We start from the raw sequence: 18857 nt of genomic DNA, 5'->3' as shown, positions 1-18857 counted from the left end.
CAGAAGACCGACGAGGAGCCCGAACCCTGACAAAAGCAATTGAAACTCCATGTATCTGAGTTGCGAGCGCTTCCTCCAACTCGGAGCAGCGCGTCCACGAGGGCACAGCTCGTTCAACGCATCTCGATGGTGGCAGCGCCTCCTGGTATCTGGACGATGCGGACCGGAAGGATGTCCGGCAAGCCGGCCAGAAAGGCTTGCGGATTGCGCAGGGGAAAGCTGCCGCTCAGGCGCAGCATGTTCAGTTCAGCGGACCCGCCCAGCCTCACGGGGCGCTGAAGGTAATCGTTCCAACGCGCCAGGGCTTCGGGCAGTGGTGTGTTGTCGAAGACCAACCAGCCGTGCCGCCACGCGCCGACGGAGTCGGGCTGAATCGCCATCGGTGGCCCCAGGCGCTGCCCATCGGATTCGATCGCCTCGCCCCCTTGGAGGACCGCCGCTGGCTCGCCCGCCAAGTCGACGAGCATCCTGTCCGCTCGACCAGGCCAGACACCCACGCGACCCTCCGAGACGGCGACGCGCATGCCGTTCTCGCGTGCGCGGACGCTGAAGGTGGTTCCCAGCACCCGTACGCGCCCCCAGTCGGTCGCGACGCTAAACGGGCGTTCGGCATCGGGCGTGACCTGGAAGCGGATCTCGCCATCGACCAGCCGGACCTCACGGCGGTCGCGGTAGTAGACGATTGATCCCTGAGTGCGCGCGGCCAGGCTCAGCTGGGTACCGTCGGGCAAGGTTCGTTCGAGCATTTGCGAATGTCCGGTGGCCAGGCTCAAGGTGTAGACAGGTTGCTGCCAGTACCAGCCCCCGCCGGCCGCCAGGAGCGCGGCCAGACCGCTGGCGCCAAGAAGACCGACAACCCGGCGCCGCGTCAGATTGGTTGGGGCGGGGCTGCGGGGCACCGGCACGCTGTTCACCAACGCGCTGCCGTCGGTCGCCTCCCAGAGTTGCTGCGCTGCTCGGACGGCATCGGCGTGCGTTGCACTGCGGTCGCGCCACGCTGCGAGCTCCGTCTGCGCGGCACGTGCCGTCTCCGGCTGTCCCTTGTGCGTGCGGCCGATCAGCAGGAGCGCATGCTCGATCATGGATCGGGGCGGCGGCGTGAGTGGCGTCATTTGCGTCCGGCCGTTCACGCGCGCGAGGGCGCGAGGCCTGCGCAATCGAAAATCCCGCGCATGACGTTGCGCTCCACGGCAGATTCGCTCAGTCCCATGTGCTCGGCCGCTTCCTTGTAGGCATAGCCGTGGATCCGCACAAGGATAAAGGCTTCCCGTCGCTTGCGCGGCATGACGGCGAGGCGCTCGATGAGCCTGTTCAACTGCTGGCGCGCGATCGCCTGGTGCTCGGCCGTCGGCGCGCTGTCGCTGGAGATCAGGGCGAGCGCGTCGAGCATGCGTTGCTCGGCGACACGTCGGGTCGCAGCGGTGGCCACGATGTTTCGGCCCGTGTGATACAGCAAAGCCCGTGGTTCCAGCACCGCGCCCCCCGCATTCTGAAGCGCATACACGCGCGTATAGGCCTCTTGCACCACATCGGCCGCAGCATCATCGTCACGGATCTTGCGAGTGAAATACCGCAGCAATTCTCTGTAAAAGCGCTCGGGCACGATACACCTCAGCCAGTGAGACAGGGGAAGAACTCCCCAGTTGGCTGAGATGCGGCTGTTGCTGATCTTTGGCGGGGGAGCGGAAGCAAAAATTATAGACAGTGGTTGTGCAACCGACGCGCACTACGCCAACAGGGCCTGGACTCATTCCAAGACTGGAGAAGAAGTAAAAGGGCAGTCGGGCCTTCGCTGCTGACAGATGCTTACCGAGACCAGCGGAGAGGAGAGCAAGAAATTTGCCGCGGACCTCGAACTTCCGCTCTTGGCCGTCTGGGCCGGTCACCGACCAGGTCGACTCCTGGCCGGCCGGGGCCGATGCGTGCGTGCGGCAACGCTCTTCAGGACAGGTGCTTCCCGACGAGACCCGACATTTCGAACATCGTCACCTCGGGCTTGCCCATCACCGCCTGAAGCTTGGCATCACAAAGGATATTGCGCTTGTTCGCGGGGTTTTGGAGATTGTTCAGCTTGATGTAGCCCCACAGCAGTTTGGTGACCTCGGTTCGAGGCTGGGGTGCGGAACCTATGACAGCTGCGAGCTCGACGCTGGGTGTCAGGGGGCGCGTGAACGCCGTTTGCTTCTTGGCAGTGGTCATGTTTGTCTCGGCAAAGCGGCGAATTCTACGAGCGCCCTCCAAAAGGTTTCGCTGGGCGCGGCTCCAGGCGGGTATGGGGCACGCCCGTCGGTCAGTTCTTGGCAAGTTGGAAGGCTGGCATGAAGGTCCGCTGTTGGCCGCCAGCGGCGGTCGCTCAAATTATGAATCGACCTTCCTCGCTGTCGTACAACCGGGCGGCAAGAGCCGTACATAGCTTCTTCAGAATCGCAACAGCCGCCTCGTCGAACACCCCCGATGCAGTGACGGACATCGGCGGCTCGTCATCGCCGACTTCAAGCTCCAAGGCAATACCTTTCGGACGAAGGTCAAACCGCTGCGATTTCGTCGTGACGCCAGTCAGTTCGTAGATGACAGCGTGGACATGGGGCCGGGTGCCCAACGGCAGCGGCAGCCAGTCGGCGTCGAGCTCTTCAATTTCCTGCGAGGCCCGAACGAGGACACCGATGCTGCTCATAGTTGGAATTTGGTGTGGAACTGGAGGTGCACGGCGAAGGTCCGGTGTTGGGCGCATCCTGCCCTACGTCGCGTGGTTTTCGCGAAACGCCACCTGCGGCGGGCCCATGGCCACCCCTCGCTGGCTAAGGCCACCGCCCCCGGTGCCACGGTGCAAAGTTAGATGAGATAGACAGCCCTGAATTTAAAGTTAAGTGAAACCGCAGTTTTAAAGCTCGTGAGGCAAGCCGACGCAAGTCGTTGATTCATATAGAACTGGGGTTTAGGGCTGGATGGGAATCGACAGCGGCGACCGCAGATTCCGGAATCGCCTAACTCCACTTCCGCAGCATCACCTCAATGGCCGCTTTTGAGCGGCACGACGGTTGGGCCGCTTCCAGGCAGCGTCGGCTTCGGCGAAGTGCTAACGCGACGCAAACCTCTCAGTTGAAGGGCAGCGAAAGGTAATGCTGTCCCAGCTCGGTCAACACGCCATTCGCGCCGAGCAGACTGGTGTGGTGCACGTCGTTGCTCCATCGGCCCGTGAACCACGCGTAGCGAAACACGTCGGAACGTGATTCGCATGTGGCAACCATCTCGGTCATCTGCGCTTTCTGCTTGGCCACCGTGTCGATCCGTGCCCCATCGGCCTGGCTGTGCCAGTTCGCAAACTCGGTCACCCAGAAGGGCTTGCCGTACTTCGTCAGCCGGTCGAGCTGGGCACCGAGGCCGTAGTCGTACCAATGGAAGGCGAGGTAGTCGATCTGCGGATCGCGGCTGCCGTTGGCCGAACGGTAGGCGGCGTAGAAGGCATCGAGCCACGCCACGGGATCGGCGTAGCCGGTCATCGTGCCCCACGTGATCGCCGGCCCGACCAGCTTCACCCCCGTGGCCGCTGCGACGGCTTCGTAGCGTGGCCACAGTGCTGCGGCCTGCGAGGGCGTCAGGTTGGCCTGGTCCGTGAGGTTGGGCTCGTTCAGCAACAGCAGGTGGCGAATGTCCGGCTGTGACCGGAGCCAGGTCGTGACTTCCGTCGCATCGAAATTTCCGTTCCACAGCATCGGCTGAAAATCGATGCCATAGCGCGTACGGTAATCGGCAGGGACCGCGGCGTTCGGGCGCAAGCCCCAGTCGTACCACCAGCTGACGCCCGTTGCGAGCGCGCTCAGGTCCTCTGCAGAAGCCAGGTCATAAGCGATGCCCCGCTTGCTGCTTTTGGCCAGTGGTGGTGCGCCCGACGCAGGCGCCGACGACTCTGGCGCTGTGCCATCGGGCATCGCGGGGTTGCCGGCCACTGGCGCCGTGTCGGTCTTGCCGCCATCGGTGCCGCCGCCGCCACCGCATGCGGTGAGCGCCACGCCGGCGGCCGATGATGCAAGCGCTGCAAGAAACTGGCGACGAGCAGGCGGAGTCGGCCGCGTCGATGTGCGTGGACGTACAGAAGTCATGGAGCCTTCGCAAGTTCTTGAGCCAGATCAAAGAGAGTTCAGGAAGACCAGGATGTCCGTACGATCCGACTTCGGCAACGCCTCGAACCTCGAGCGACTTCCTGCCGCTTCGCCGCCGTGCCACAGGATGGCTTCCATGAGCGTGCGGGCCCGGCCATCGTGCAGATAACGCACGCTTTGCGCGTCACCCTGTGTGTAGTTCAGCGAGCCCAGACCCCACAACGGCGCCGTGCGCCACATGTTGGCGGATGCCTTGCCCTCGGCCAGCGTGTCGGCCAGGCCCGGCCCCATGTCGTGCAACAGGAAGTTGGAGTAGGGGCGGATGACCTGGTTGCGCAGCTCCGCGAACGGATGGTTGTTGCCCGTCTTCATCTGCGGTGTGTGGCAGGCGATGCACTGGGCTTGAGCAAACAACACCTGTCCGCGGGCGATCTGCGTCGGGTTCACATCGTGTTCGGGCGAGACGCGGGCGTCGGCCGGGAAGCCGCTGCGCAAGCTGCGCTGCGCCGGGACGGCCAGAAGCGACAGATAGTCGGACAGGCGCTCTAGTTCGGATGCCGAGATGGCCGTGGCGCCGCCGGCGGCATGACAGTTCGCATCCAGTTTCTGGCATTCGGGTTTCGGGTACACCGGGCTCGTGACGCCGATGTCCTTGAGCAGGGCATCGCCGACCTGTTGGCGCAGCGTTGCCTTCGAAGCCTTCCAGCCATAGCGGCCGAGGTGGGTCTTGCCATCCTCCGGATTCACCACCCAGTTCGGCAGGCCGCGGACGCCGTCGCTGTTGGCGTCCGGCGGGTCGGCCAGCGCCAGGATGGTCGACTCGTCCAGTGCCTCGACCAGGCCCGTTCCGACGATCTGAGCCGCCTGCCGCACGGAGTACTGCGCCGGCGCGCCGCCCTTGAAGGCATAGACCGGCTTCTGCAAATCGACCCGCTCCCCGTCGGGTAGCACATAGGGCGTCGTCGTGTATGACTGCACGCTCACCGCCCAGTCTGCGTCCCCGGCGTTGCGCGAGCGCTGTTGCACGTTCATGCCGTAGGTGGGATCAGGAACAGGCGACGTACCCGTCGACGTGGCGGCCGCGGTGAGCACGGACATCGCATCCAGTCGTGCGTTGATGGTCGGTGCAGGGCTGCGGCCGTTGAGCGTGTGGCAGGCAATGCAGCGCTCCTGGTTGAAGCGCTGGCCGAGCTGGCCTACATGCGCTGCGAACACAGGGTTGTCGTTCGGGTGTTCCGAATGTTTGCCGTCCAGGAACGAGGTATGGAATAGCCGGCGGCCCTGCACGAAGCGCTTGGCGTTGACGATGCCGATGTTGTTGGCCATTTGCTGGAAGACGCGCATCGGCTCTTCCGAATAGTTGTACGACAGGCTGGTCGCTCCTCCCAGCAGCGTGTCGTCGGGCAGCGGCGCGGAGTTCAGGCGTGGCGCCACGCCGAACCACGGCGCCAGCCCCTTGCCGACGACATAGAGCTGCTCGAACGAGTAGTAGCGGCTGCCCGCGCCGTCGACCACCGCCTTGCCCCTGAGGTTCTCGGGCGTCGGCTCCCCGGCGTGCATGCCGTCGCCGTAGCGCTCCATGCGTTGCGCGGGCGCCAGCTCGATCACGTCGCCCATCTTGAGCGCACGATGGGGCTGTCCCTTGGGCACGTCCCAGAACGAGTCGAAGTCGATCTTGCAGTCGCGGCTTCCCGCCGTACAGATCGGCTTCCCGCCCATCTTGGGATTGTTGAAGCCGGTATTGAGCGACCAGCCGTAGTCGCGAACGCCTTCATCATTGCTGTTGCGGAACAGGCTGAAGGTGGTCCCGTCGAACGTGCCATCGTTGACGATCAGCGTCATCTCGATGAGCTGCTTGCCCGCCGGAACGTGGTCGCGGATCTCGATGCCATAGGTGCGGTTCTGGAAGTACGCCGAGGGGAAGGTGAGGTAACGCCCCGGCGCCTTGTCCGGCTCGTTCCAGTCCTCACCGCGTTCGCGTGCATGACGTTCGGTAGGGCGCATGCCCATCAACGTGACCAGGGTGCCATCGGCTTCGCGGTACTGAAGCTGCTCGGTCATCGGCGTGCCGAACGCGAACAGCGGGTAGTAGCTCGAGATGCCCAGGCTGGGGTCGACCGCCGTGGCGACCGTGGCCGGTCGCGCTGGTGTGGGCGGAACCGGATTGGGCGCGTCGCGGTCCGTTCCGACGTTGCTGGGTTCCTCAATCGCGACGTCGCCTGATGAATCGGCAGGCGATGTGCCGGTCGCAGGAGGTTGCGTGCTGCCGCCCGCAGAACTGCCTGAACCGCCGCCGCAGGCGGCGATCACAGCGGCGACGATCACTAGCAGGCCTGCAGCGGCAACCTTGTTGCCGAATGGGCGGCGCGTGGCCTTTGCGGCCTTCTTGGTATCCATGATGGGTTCCTCGTTTTGTTGTGCGCGCGCCAGTGAGCTGTCCCACGGATCGCGACTTTTTTCTGGCTTTCGCCCCTCGCTGACAAACGGTGCAGCCTTCGTGCCATATCGGCGATAAGCAAAACTGCGCGATGGATGAGCGCGGTTTGTCACTTTCAGGGACGGAAATTGACAAGTCCCGCCCTGTGATGGGCTCGATACGTCGCGCCGACACCGCGCTGCCGGAGCGGCGCGGTACGCATATGCGAAGTGCATTGCGGCATCTGCAAAGCGAGCGGTGCTGAACCTGAGCGCGCGCTCACTCATTGATGGCACGTTTTCTCGGCACGCGACTGTCGTTCAATCTCTTGCTGAGCGCCTGACGCACCAAGCAACGTACGTCCATGGCGCACAAACAACGACAACCATCGCTGGCACACGACCGCGCAGCCTGACCGCCGCCGACAGGGTGCTTGTGAGGAACTGCACTGTGAGCCTATTCAGCGCTCAGCGCGCCTCGGCGGTCGCGGGGAATGAAGCGAGCAAGCTGACAGTCAGTCACCACCTCGTACGTGTCGCCCGACCCAACTCACGGCAGCAGGCTGGTCACGAAGTCCAGCAGCGCCCGCGTCTTGGCCGGAACGTGGTGTCTACTGGGGTAGTAGGCGTGCAGTGGAAAGCGCTCGTCCGGCCAGTCAGGGAACAAGGGCACGAGCTGGTTGCCGGCGAGGTAACGCTCGGCGCCCAGTTCGAACAACTGGGCGATGCCGTGACCGGCCAGGCAAGTGCTGTAGAGGGTGCCAGCATCGTTGACAGTCAGGGCGCCACGGGCCGCGACGGTGAGCTTTCGTCGGCGCTGGTGGAATTCCCAGGGGAATGGCCGACCAGTGGTTGAGTCACGAAACAGGATGCACCGATGGTGCCCTGCCTCGAGTTCGCGCGGGTCGGTCGGCTGGCCGTAGCGGCGGAGATAGGACGGCGATGCGACGGTCAACACCCGTGTATCGAACAACTTGCGGGACACCAGCGACGAGGATTGCGGATGACCGAAACGGATGGCCAGGTCGAACCCGTCGGTCACCATGTCGCCAAGGTCGTCCCGGCTGCGCAGTTCCACCTCGAGACCCGGATGACTGTCCAGAAAGGCGCCCAGCCTGGGTCCGAGGATCAGCCGGGAAAAGAATGGGTCGATGTTGACGCGCAGTCGACCGCGTACCGCGGCAGTGCCTCCCGCGGCGCTGCTGGTGGCCTCTTCGAGCGCACCGACCAGTGGCATGACCTGCTCGTAGAAACGGCGCCCCTCGTCCGTCAAACGCACCGACCGGGTACTGCGCTCGAAGACACGGATGCCCAGCCTGCTCTCGAGTCGCGCCACGGCCCGGCTGACGCCGGATTGGGACATGTCGAGTGCTTCGCCGGCACGGCTGAAGCTCGCCATGTCGACGACGGCGGCCATGACGTCGAGGCCTTCGAGCAGTTGCGCGTCGAACATTGCCATTGATGACTGCCAAGCATGAACAAGATACCTCCCATGCTATCGCCTTTCGCGGCGTTCGCGTCCAGACTCCCGGTCAACGCTACGCACCCCGCGTGGCATCAGGAGAAAAACATGTTTGTCATCACCGGCGTGACCGGCCAGGTCGGCGGTCAGATCGCCAGAGCGTTGCTGACCGAAGGCGTTTCCGTACGCGCCGTTCTGCGGGACGCGGCCAAGGTATCGACGTGGACCGGTCTCGGTGGCGAGACGGCATTGGCCGCGATGGACGATGCCGCGGCGCTGGCAGACGCGTTCGCCGGTGCCGAAGCCGTGTTCGTGCTCTTGCCACCAGTGTTCGATCCGACGCCGGGCTACGCCGAAACCCGGGCCAATGTCGCAGCGCTGGTCACGGCTCTGCAGCAGGTCCGGCCGCGGCGTGTGGTGGCGCTTTCCACCATTGGCGCCCAGGCGACGCAAGACAGTCTGCTGACCCAGTTGCAGATCATGGAACGCGCCTTTCAGGCGCTGCCCATGCCGGTTTCTTTCCTGCGCGCCGCGTGGTTCATGGAGAACACCGCTTGGGACATCGACGGTGCGCGCTCGCTTGGTGTCGTGTCGAGCTTCCTGCAGCCGCAGGACAAGCCGGTGCCCATGGTTGCGACGGCAGACGTCGCGGCGACGGCCGTTCGGATGCTGCGCGAGGTCTGGGAGGGGCACCGGGTGGTCGAGCTGGAGGGGCCGCACCGCATCACGCCTCTGGAGCTGGCCGCTGCCTTGGGCCGGGTGCTCGGGCGCGATGTCGTGGCGCAGCCGTACCGCGGGCGACCTGGGACGCACTCTTCCGTTCGCAAGGGATGGCCAACCCGCAGCCGCGCATCCGGATGCTGGACGGTTTCAACGATGGCTGGATCGAATTCGAGGCCGGTTGTGATGCATCGCTGAAGGGGACGACCGACCTCGAAACGGTGTTGAGACGCCTTGTCGCCCCGGCGAGCGCTTGATGCGCCAACGCCTCTTCGAAGATCGAACGGAGTCGATGCGATGGACAGTCTGAGCACGCAGGGCGTGGAGATCCCCCGCCTGGGTTTGGGAACGTTTCGTGTGCCGGGGGCGGGGTGCCAGCCGATGGTAGAAAGCGCGCTGGCGCTTGGCTTTCGCCACATCGACACGGCTGCGATGTACGAGAACGAGGAGGCCGTCGGTGCAGCGCTCGCGGCCTCCGGCCTCGCGCGGGAGGACTGCTTCGTCACCACAAAGGTCTGGCATGACCAGCTGGCGCCTGCGGCGCTGCGAGACGCGTTCGACCGCAGCCTTGCGCGGCTCGACCTCGGCTACGTCGACCTCTACATGGTGCACTGGCCTTCGCCCGCGATGGACATGACGGCCACGATGGAGGCGCTCACGGCGCTGCGCAGCGAAGGACTCGCGCGGGCCATCGGGGTGTGCAATTTCAACCTGCCGATGCTGCGCTTCGCGATCGAGCAGGTGGGCGCGCCCATCGCCGCGGTGCAGGTGGAATACCACCCCTTCCTCGATCAGTCCGCGTTGCTGGCATATCTGCGCGGGAAGGGCATTCCGCTGGTCGCCTATGCACCGCTGGCACAGGGCAGAGTCGCGGAGGACGCTGTGCTGCAGCGCATCGGCGCGAAGCATGGCGCCTCGGCATCGCAGGTGAGCATCGCCTGGCTGCTGGAGCAGCCCGGTGTAGTCGCGATTCCCAAAGCCGCACGAGCGGCCAGCCAGCAGGCGAACCTGGAAGCGCTCAGCCTGCGCCTTGACGATGAAGACTGCGCTGCCATCGCGGCACTGCCGAAGAACCAGCGGTACGTTCAGCCTGCCTTCGCGCCGGACTGGGATGCAGGCGAATGACAGGCATGAACATTCGGTGGGGCGGCAAGTCGATCGTGCGGAAAGCGGTTGACCTGGAGCGAGCCACTGGAAAGGCGACATCCGCGCAGGACCATTCATGTCAGTGCTGGTCTTCCCGTCGGCCTTGGGCGCACTTCGCTGGCTGAAGCCGACGACCTGCGGCGGCGCCGGTGCAAAGTTAGGTGAGACAGAGAGCCCTGAATTTCGAGTGAAGTGAATCTGCAGTTTCAAAGCTCGTGAGGCAACCCGACGCAAGTCGTTGATTCACGAGGAACTGGGGTTTTGGGCTGGATGGGAATCGACACCGATGCTCTCGACCCCTCACCTCGGCCTCAGGTCGGGGAGATGTTTGCCGCTGGACGGAGACGTACCCCGTTCGCCGCCGCACTACCAGACGGGCACCGGCCGAAACGCGCAGCCTCTGATTTCCGAACGAGGAAGGGTTGTAGGCAGACCGTTGCACCACTCGACTACTCGGCTCGAACGTTGGCGGTCGTGATGATGGTTCGCCAGATGGCGGTGTCCCGGGCGATCTGCGCCGCGAAATCGTGCGGCCCCAGATAGCTCGGCGTCAGCCCCATGCCGGCCAGCGTGCTTGCGAAACCACTGCTGGTCAGGTACCGCTCGAGCGCCGAGCCCCACGTTCTCTGCATCGCCTCCGGTGTGCCGGCAGGCAGGGCGATTCCCATCCAGGCCAGTGCCTCGAAGCCGTTCATGCCTGCTTCGGCAAAGGTGGGGACCCCGTCCAGCGCAGCGAGCCGCTGCGCCCCTGTGATCGCAAGGATCTTGAGCTTTCCGGCCTTGACATGAGGCATCAGGGAGCCGACGTCCATGATGGTGAACGTGATCCGGCCGCCCAGGAGGTCGGTGAGCATGGGGCCTGCACCCTTGTAGGGCGAGTGCACCGCATCGAGCACGGCGGTCTTGTCGAGCAGTGCGCCATAGATGTGCGCCGTTGAACCGACGCCGGTGGAGCCGTAGCTGTGCTGACCGGGCTGGGACCGGATCAGTTCGACGAGCCGCTTCATGGTGCTGACCGGCAGATCGGCGGACACGGCCAGTCCGCTGGCCACTGTGAGGATGCGCGCCACCGGCACGAAGTCTTTGCTGAAGTCGTAGGAGGCCTTTGGATAGAGCAAGGGGTTCTGAATGTTCTGCGTGATGGCGAACAAGGCGGTGTGGCCATCTGGCGGTGCGCGTACCGCCACCTCGGTGCCGATCATTCCACTCGCACCGGGCCGGTTGTCGACGATCACGGGCTGCTTCCAATCGACGGACAGCTGCTGTGTGATGTGGCGGGCCACGGCATCGGTGGATCCGCCAGGCGGATAGGGCAGTACGAGCCGCACGGGCCGGTCGGGAATGCCGCCTTCCGCCTGTGCATGTCCATCAGGCATGGCGGCCGCAAGCAGGAAGGCGACCATCATCGTGATGAGCGGTGCGCACAATGTGCGAAGGGAGCATGGCGTTTTCATGTCAGGGTCTTGAAAGGCGTCGGGCAACGATCATGCCGCGGGACGATTGTCGATCGATGGCCGTGGTTCAGTGCTTGACGACGAGGGGAGAAAAGCGCGAGGTCGGTATCTTCGTGGCACCAGTTCGGCTGGAAGCCGTCGAGTAAATTCATCCGATGGTTAGTGAATGGAATACATGATGTCCAGTGCGTGCGAGAACGGTCGACCGAGGTCATTTTCGTTCGGCCCCTTCGTGCTCGTTCCCGAGCGTCAACTGCTCCTACAAGCCAATGTGCCGGTACGGATCGGGGGCCGTGCCCTGGATATCCTGGCGGCGCTGGTCGAACGTCCGGGTGAGGACGTGAGCAAACAGGCGTTGATGGCACGCGTCTGGCCGAACACGGTGGTCGAGGATTGCAACCTCAAGGTCAACATCGGCGCCTTGAGGCGAGCCCTCGGTGACGAACCCGGAATGGCCCGGTATATCGCGACGGTGACGGGTCGTGGCTATCGTTTCGTCGCTCCCGTCCGAGGCGGCGTATTGCCTGGCGCTTCCCTCCCACCCGTTGCGTTGGCGGAGCCCCGCCATAACCTGCCTTTCCCAAGATCGAGGATTTTCGGTCGCGCCGACGCGATCGACGCCCTGCGTCGGGACCTTGAAGTGTCCCGCCTCGTGACGGTTCTGGGCCCGGGCGGCATCGGGAAGACCACCGTGGCGCTGGCCGTTGCAGAGAAGGCGATCGGCCACTTCAAGAATGGCGTCTGGCTGGTCGACCTTTCGCTGTTGAATGACGCGAGCCTGGCACCCAACGCCATCGCGATGGCCGTCGGCCTGCCGGCCAATTCGGCCAACGTGCTGGGCGCACTCTGCGAGTTCATGAGGGAGCGCGAGATGCTCCTTGTTCTCGACAGCTGCGAGCACATCATCGATGCCGTCGCCGTCTGCATCGACAAGATCCTGGTGCGCGCCGCCGGGGTGAAGATCCTGGTCACCAGTCGCGAGTCGCTCCGGCTCGACGAAGAGCGCATCCGGCGATTGCCAGGATTGGGCACGCCGTTGCCGTCTGCGCAGTTGAGTGCGCAGGAAGCGCTCGCCTTTCCTGCCGTTCAGCTCTTCGTGGACCGGGCCGCCGACAGGCTCGAGTCGTTCGAGCTGCGGGATGCCGAAGCGCCGCTGGTGGCCGAGATCTGCAGCCGACTCGACGGGCTCGCCCTGGCCATTGAATTTGCCGCGACGCGCATCGACGCGTTCGGCGTGGGTGGCCTGCTCAAGCAGCTCGACGATCGATTCCACGTCATCGTCGGACGCAGGGCGGGCCCGCAGCGGCAGCGCACGCTGTCGGCCACGCTCGACTGGAGCTACAGCCTGCTGTCGGCGCGAGACGCGGCATTGCTGCGCGACGTCTCGGTATTTGCCGGCATGTTCGAGGTGGACGGGGCTTCGGCGGTTTCCGGCCTGCGTCCCGCCGAGACCGCGGATGCGCTCGCCGAACTGGTTGCCAAGTCGCTGCTGGCGGTCGATGTGGATGGTGCGGATGTCACCTACCGGCTCCTTGAGACGACACGCACCTACGGACTGGACAAGCTCGCCGGCAGCGGCAAGAACCAGGAAACCCGTCAGCGCCACGCCGAGCATGTGTGCCGAGTGCTCGAGCGGGCGACGGTGGAGTGGTCCCAAAGCGCCGCACCTCAGTGGGCGTCTGTCTACGGACGGCACCTCGACGACCTTCGCGGCGCGCTGGCATGGGCCCGGCATGAGACGGTCAACCGCGCTCTGCGCATCCGGCTGACGGTTGCCGGCCTTCTGCTCTGGAATCATTTCTCGCACACCGAGGAATGCCGCGCTCGCGTTTCGGAGGCTGTCGCGGAACTCGACGCCGCAGGGCTGACCGGTTCGGTCTTCGAGATGCAGCTGAAGGCATGGCTGGGCGGCGCCACGATGTTCACGCAGGGGCTGATGTCTCAGGCGATGGAAGCCATGGAGCAGGCATTGGACATCGCGAATCGACGCGGCGATGTGGACTATCGCGTCCGATGCCTGCGCTTGATGGGGGTCCATCAGCTCTTTTGCGGCGAGAACGATGCAGCGATTCACACGATCGGCCGTCTCGCTTCCGTCGCCGCCGCGGAAATGCCGTCTGCCATCCCCGAGGCCGAGGCAGCCCTCGGCTTCGCGGAACTGTTCACGGGGCAACTGTCGGGTGTCCGGCAGCGCCTGGAGCGTCGGCGGGAACTCGATCTGAGAGACGTCCATGACTCGCAGCGCCTGAGACACCATGTGAGGTATCTGTCCGACCGGATCGTCAATGTGGGCAACGTGCTGTCGCACACGCTGTGGCTGATGGGGTCGCCAGATGCGGCGCTGCGCATGACCAAGGAAACAGTCGCCTACGCTCAACAGACCGACCACCATTTGTCGCTTGGCAATGCACTGTCGTGGGCCGTGCTCGTTTTCTACTGGACGGGGCGCCATGAAGAGTGCGCCCACTGTGCAGCGCAACTCGACGAACTTGCCTCACGGCACGGCTTCGACGTTCGCCGCCCGACAGCCATGTTCTACAAGGCGGCGTTGGCGTGCGAGCAACCTGACGCGTCGCCCACCGAGATCGACGGGCTGGCGGACGCCGTGATGGCGTTCCATGCCACCGGTAACCTTGCGCGGCTTCCGTTCTACCTCGGCGTCCTGGCGGACTTCTCCGCCCGAGCGGGCCGACTCGCGGAAGCCGAAGCGACGATCGACGCTGCGCTCGACAGGGCCGTCGCGAAGAACGAGCAGTGGTGCATGCCTGAGCTTGTCCGCATCCGGGCATCCGTCCTGGCCGCCGGAGGGCGCGCAGACGAGGCCGAGGTGCAACTGCTGGCATCCATGTCGCTCGCCCAGACAATGGGCGCATCAGCGTGGCGATTGCGGGCCGCCACCGATCTCGCCAGGCTCCTGAGCAAGAGGTCGAGGGTCAGCGAGGCGCGTCAAGTGCTCCTGCCGGTCATTCAGGCGTTCACCGAGGGGCGCGAGACGCGCGACCTCGTGCAAGCCGCGCAACTCCACGCCACCTTGGCAGACCGCGAGGAAGCGTGGTCGTCGTGAATGCACCTGGCCCGTCAGACACCCCGCAGAGCGGGCCGGTCACGTCGGGCACGTCTGTCGCGGCCGCGTCGACAGCGGCGATGCTCGGATTCGGACCCTTCGTCTTCGATCCCGACCGCAAGACGCTGCTGCGCAATGACGTTCCGCTTCGCATCGGCACCAGGGCGCTGGATATTCTCGCGGCCCTGGTCGCACGCCCCGGCGTGCTCCTGGGCAAGCGAGAACTGATCGCGCGCGTCTGGCCGGACACCGTGGTCGAAGACTGCAATCTGAAAGTCAACATGGCGGCCTTGAGACGGGCGCTCGGTGACGAACCCGGCATGGCCAGGTACATCGCAACGGTGACGGGTCGGGGGTACCGGTTCGTCGCACCCGTCCGCGCGGTGGGGCCGCCGGGTTCGGCACCGCCGTCCCTGGCCTCGTCGACGCACGGCCACAACCTGCCGTTCGCAACGGCGGGCATCTTCGGGCGGGCCGACGCGATCGATGCGATCCGGCGCGATCTGGACGTGTCCCGCCTTGTCACGATCGTCGGCCCGGGAGGCATCGGGAAGACGACGGTGGCGCTGGCCGTCGCGGAACAGGCACTCGGGTCTTGCAGAGACGGCGTCTGGCTGGTGGACCTGACGCTGCTGACGGAGGCGGCCCTGGTGCCGAATGCCATCGCGGCGGCGGTCGCGCTGCCGACAGGCACGGCAGACTCCGTAGCCACGCTGTGCAGCGCTTTGCGCGACCGCGAGATCCTGCTCGTGCTCGACGGCTGCGAGCAGCTTGTCGACGCGGTCGCGGCCTGCACGGACCAGATCCTGTCTCAAGCCGCCGACGTGAAGGTCCTGGTCACCAGTCGCGAGCCGCTCCAGCTGAGTGGTGAGCGCGTCCGCCGGCTGCCCGGCCTGGGCACACCGCCGTCCGCTGCGCGGCTGAGTGCAGAAGAGGCACTTGCGTTTCCCGCGGTCCAACTGTTCGTGGACCGCGCCGTCGACAGGCTCGAGTCCTTCAGACTGCGAGACGCCGAGGCCGCGGCCGTGGCGGAAATCTGCCGCCGGCTCGATGGCCTCGCACTGGCGATTGAGTTCGCCGCGACGCGCATCGATGCCTTTGGCGTCGACGGCCTGCTCGAGCAGCTCGACGATCTCCTGGGCCTGTTCGCCACGGGGCGCCATGCTGGTCCACAGCGACACCGCACCCTCGCCGCAACGCTCGACTGGAGCTACGGCCTGCTCCCTGCGAACGAGGCGGCGCTGCTGCGCGATGTCTCGGTATTTGCGGGTGCGTTCGATCTCGAGGGTGCCTCGGCCATCTCGGGACTTCCTTCCGTCGAAGCGGCGAACGTGTTGTCCGACCTGGTGACCAAGTCGCTGCTCGCCGTGCATGTGGAAGGCGCCGGGGTCACTTACAGGTTGCTTGGAACGACCCGAGCGTATTGCCTGCAGAAGCTGCGGGCCAGCCGCGAGGAGCATGCGGTGCGTCGGCGCCACGCAGAGTACTTGAGCATCGTGCTCGAGCGAGCGGAGGCAAAGCAAGCGGGGCGTGACCGAACGACGCAGTCGCTGCTTCGAACGATCGGTTTGCGCGAGAGCCCCGACGCTGCGGGCGGCATGCCCGATGGCGCGCGCTGAGCCGCTCGCTGCTCAGCCGTCACGCGCTCTCGTGGCCTTGCAGCGACGCCAGGACGCACGCCGCGGTGACAAGGTCGCGGGTTCCGAACCCTTCGAGAAACCGGCCGTGGACGCGCAGCAGGATTTCGCGTGCGTCGCGTCCCCGTGCCTGCGAACGCCACGACTGCGCGAGATCGTTGCCCGTGCGCAGTTGCCATGACAGCGCGCCGATCTCCCGGGCCAGCGACATCGACTCGAGCAGACGCTTGTCAGCCTCGTGGGTCTGGCCCGCGGCGTTCAGGATCGTCGCCTGGACGCGCATCAGTTCGGGCACGCACCAGCGTTCACGGGTCGCACTGGCGCGCTCGAGTGCGGCTCGGATCGTCGTCTCGGCGTCGGCCAGACGGCCGCGCTTGGCGAGGAATTCCGCGAGAACACAGAGGTGGTAGGGCAGTCGGGCGAGGTGATGCACGGCATGGAATTCCGCAATCGACTGCTCGAGCGCGGATATCGCTCCCTCCGAGGGGACCTCGCTCTGCGCACAAGCGAGCGCGGCGCGGTAGAACATGACCACGGGTCGTCGGAAAAGAAAGCCATGCCGTCCGACATGCGCATCGAGCATCTCCACGTAGCGGTGACACGTCTCGAAGTGCCCGCTCCAATAAAAGACCGAGCACGCGTTCGAGAGGGCGTTGCTCGATGAGAGGGGGAACTTGCCATCCGGTGCACGATGGATCGCCGTTGCGGCGGCGCGCATGGCAGCGTCGGGCGAGCCTGTCAGCCACAGTGGCTGCGACAGGACGCATTCGGCATCGACGGTGCAGTCGGTCGAGAAGGGCACGCTGTGAGAGTGGACCAGGGCGTGAAGATCGCCGGCAAGAACACGTTCGAGGCGCTGCCTGGCGCTCGAAAGGTGTCCGAGGAAGAGCTCGGCGAGCGCAAGGTTTGTCTCACTCTCCGGCAGGGCGGAGGCATCTTGCATGGCCGCAAGAAATGCAAAGGCTTCGAGCGTTCGTCGACCGGCCTCGTGCTCGCCCGTGGAGAGTTCGTAGATGCCAATCATCCGAAGGCAGCGCAGGCGGTAGTCGGCGCTGCCGATTCGATTCGCGATCTGCAACGCCCGCCGCAGGACGACCATTGCCTGGGGAACGAAGCCGCGTGTGAACATCGTCGCGCCGGCAAGCCATGCACAGAGCTGCATTTCATCGACTGACCCCGAAAGCCCTGCAGCGTCGACGTGATCGATGGCATGCGACACCTGCCGTCGGCACTCTTCGGTGTGGGAGAAGTGATCCCAGAGGCGAAGCCCTGCAACACTCAGGCGGACCCGCAGCGATCCGTGTGCCCCGTCTTTCTCGAAGGACGCGAGTGCCTCGCGCAAGTCGTAGAGGAATCGCCCGTAGCGGCTGCCCCATTCGCCGGCTGGACGCCACGCCCACTCTGCCGTGGCGCGCTTCAGCACCGTGCACACATGCTCTGCATGCCTTTGGCGGGTGGCCAGGGCTTCGCCGCTGGCGTGCAGTCTGCGCAGGCCGTGGTCACGTACCGTGTCCAGCAGGCGGTAGACGAGGTTCTCGCCGTCGACGTCGGCCACGATCAGCGACTTCGCCAGCAACGCGGCCAATGCCCGGGCGGCCTCGACCTGGGGGAGGCCCGAAACGGCTGATGCATCCTCGACGTCGAAGGTGCCCGCGAACACCGAGACGGTGCGCAACAGGGTGGCATGGCGCGTTGCGAGAAGTTCGTCACTCCAGTCCAGCATCTTCGGCAGGACGCACTGGCGCTGCGGGCCTTCGCTTCCTGCAAGCTGCCGAAGCAGATCGTCGGGTCCGAACGAATCGATGCGCGTTGCCGCGAGTTCGACGGCCAGCGGAAGTCCGTCGAGCACCTTGCAGATCTCGGCCACGGTGGGCGCATCGGCGTCGCATAGCTCAAACGATTCGAGCGCGTTGGCAGCGCGATCCACGAACAGCTGGATGGCCGGGAACAGGAGCGCCTCATCTGCGTTCATGTCACCCGAGAAGACGGGCAGCCCCAGGCCAGGCAGCCAGCGGACGCGCTCTCCGCCCAGCCACAGCGGCGTGCGGCTCGTCACCAGGAGCCGCACGCCCGTCGTGTTGGCAAGCAGACGGGCCACGCAGCGTGCGGTGGCGGCTGCGACGTGTTCGCAATTGTCCAGCACCAGCAGCATCTCGCGATCGCGCAGGTGGTCGCACACGGCCGGGAGCATGTCGGCAAAGTTCGCTGCCAGGCCAACGGTCATCGCGATGGCACTGGCCACCAGGTCAGGATCCCTGATGAGTGCCATCTCGACCAGCCATACGCCGTCTCTGTACGCATCGATCGCCTGTTCCGCCACGGCCAGTGCCACCGTGGTCTTTCCTGCACCGCCGCAACCGACGATCGATACCAGCCGTGCTTCATCCAGGTCGCGTCGCAGGAGATCGATCTCATCGGCCCGCCCGAAAATGCGCGTTCTTGCCAATGGCAAGTTGTGGCTCGGCGGCGTCTCGCAGGTGGGCGGCTCCTCCAGCGCGAAGGGGCTGCCGGCCCGGACCGGTGCCACGAATCGGTAGCTGCCCCCACGGACCGGGGCGATGTACCTGGTCACCCCGGGTTCGTCACCCAAGGCCCGCCTCAAGGCCGCCATGTTGACCTTCAGGTGGCACTCGTCCGTCATGGTTCCGGGCCAGACGCAGTCCATCAGCGCTCGTTTGTTCACGACTTCGCCCGCGCGTTCGACCAGGACGGTCAGGATGCGTACTGCGCTGCCTCCGATCCGGACGGGAACGCCGCCTTGCAGCAGCAGCGACCGACCCGGCACGAGCAGGAAGGGTCCGAAGGCGAAGGATTGCGATTTCCGATCGGGCAATTCAGCCTGCACCAGCGCGCAGCCTT

General features: G+C 65.3%; 12 protein-coding genes and 1 pseudogene. 4 read left to right on the top strand and 9 right to left on the bottom strand.

What is annotated here, in order from left to right:
- Positions 1-113: 113 nt before the first annotated feature.
- The 7 genes from QTH86_RS26165 to QTH86_RS26135 form a co-directional block, all read right to left on the bottom strand.
- On the bottom strand, positions 114-1112 hold the full coding sequence (locus tag QTH86_RS26165) for a FecR family protein (protein WP_286649428.1): 999 nt from the start codon (positions 1110-1112) through the stop codon (positions 114-116).
- Between the two features lie 14 nt (positions 1113-1126).
- On the bottom strand, positions 1127-1603 hold the full coding sequence (locus tag QTH86_RS26160; protein ID WP_286649084.1) for an RNA polymerase sigma factor: 477 nt from the start codon (positions 1601-1603) through the stop codon (positions 1127-1129).
- A 338-nt stretch (positions 1604-1941) separates the two neighbouring features.
- Positions 1942-2199 (bottom strand): SWIB/MDM2 domain-containing protein, encoded by a 258-nt coding sequence (locus tag QTH86_RS26155; protein WP_162573579.1) that lies wholly within the window; start codon positions 2197-2199, stop codon positions 1942-1944.
- 154 nt (positions 2200-2353) lie between these two features.
- Positions 2354-2674: a hypothetical protein gene (locus tag QTH86_RS26150; RefSeq protein ID WP_286649083.1), complete on the bottom strand. Its 321-nt coding sequence runs from the start codon at positions 2672-2674 to the stop codon at positions 2354-2356.
- Between the two features lie 421 nt (positions 2675-3095).
- Complete coding sequence (locus tag QTH86_RS26145; RefSeq protein ID WP_286649082.1) at positions 3096-4010, bottom strand: glycoside hydrolase family protein; 915 nt, start codon at positions 4008-4010, stop codon at positions 3096-3098.
- A 117-nt stretch (positions 4011-4127) separates the two neighbouring features.
- Positions 4128-6497, bottom strand: coding sequence for a di-heme oxidoreductase family protein (locus tag QTH86_RS26140; protein WP_286649081.1), 2370 nt, complete (start codon positions 6495-6497; stop codon positions 4128-4130).
- Positions 6498-7065: 568 nt separating this feature from the next.
- On the bottom strand, positions 7066-7974 hold the full coding sequence (locus QTH86_RS26135; protein WP_286649080.1) for a LysR family transcriptional regulator: 909 nt from the start codon (positions 7972-7974) through the stop codon (positions 7066-7068).
- Positions 7975-8085: 111 nt separating this feature from the next.
- On the opposite strand from QTH86_RS26135, the pseudogene QTH86_RS26130 reads away from it, so the two are divergent.
- Positions 8086-8954: pseudogene (locus QTH86_RS26130) on the top strand (NmrA family NAD(P)-binding protein).
- 40 nt (positions 8955-8994) lie between these two features.
- Entirely contained in the window at positions 8995-9822 is an 828-nt protein-coding gene (locus QTH86_RS26125) for an aldo/keto reductase (RefSeq protein WP_286649079.1), read from the top strand.
- 470 nt (positions 9823-10292) lie between these two features.
- Here QTH86_RS26125 and QTH86_RS26120 read toward each other — a convergent pair whose 3' ends face one another.
- Complete coding sequence (locus QTH86_RS26120; protein WP_286649078.1) at positions 10293-11297, bottom strand: Bug family tripartite tricarboxylate transporter substrate binding protein; 1005 nt, start codon at positions 11295-11297, stop codon at positions 10293-10295.
- Between the two features lie 166 nt (positions 11298-11463).
- Between QTH86_RS26120 and QTH86_RS26115 the strand changes: the two genes are divergently transcribed.
- Together QTH86_RS26115 and QTH86_RS26110 are read left to right on the top strand one after the other, a co-directional pair.
- Positions 11464-14361: an ATP-binding protein gene (locus tag QTH86_RS26115; protein ID WP_286649077.1), complete on the top strand. Its 2898-nt coding sequence runs from the start codon at positions 11464-11466 to the stop codon at positions 14359-14361.
- A gap of 80 nt (positions 14362-14441) precedes the next feature.
- Positions 14442-15980 carry an ATP-binding protein gene (locus QTH86_RS26110; RefSeq protein WP_286649076.1) on the top strand — a complete coding sequence of 513 codons (1539 nt, stop codon included), beginning with the start codon at positions 14442-14444 and terminating at the stop codon, positions 15978-15980.
- Between the two features lie 19 nt (positions 15981-15999).
- Here QTH86_RS26110 and QTH86_RS26105 read toward each other — a convergent pair whose 3' ends face one another.
- Positions 16000-18843 carry an ATP-binding protein gene (locus tag QTH86_RS26105; protein ID WP_286649075.1) on the bottom strand — a complete coding sequence of 948 codons (2844 nt, stop codon included), beginning with the start codon at positions 18841-18843 and terminating at the stop codon, positions 16000-16002.
- Between the last annotated feature and the right edge of the window lie 14 nt (positions 18844-18857).

The organism is Variovorax sp. J2L1-78, from assembly GCF_030317205.1.
GTDB classification, from domain to species: domain Bacteria; phylum Pseudomonadota; class Gammaproteobacteria; order Burkholderiales; family Burkholderiaceae_C; genus Variovorax; species Variovorax arabinosiphilus.
The sequence above is the reverse complement of the archived record's forward strand: the minus strand, read 5'-3'. Positions and strand labels throughout refer to the sequence as shown.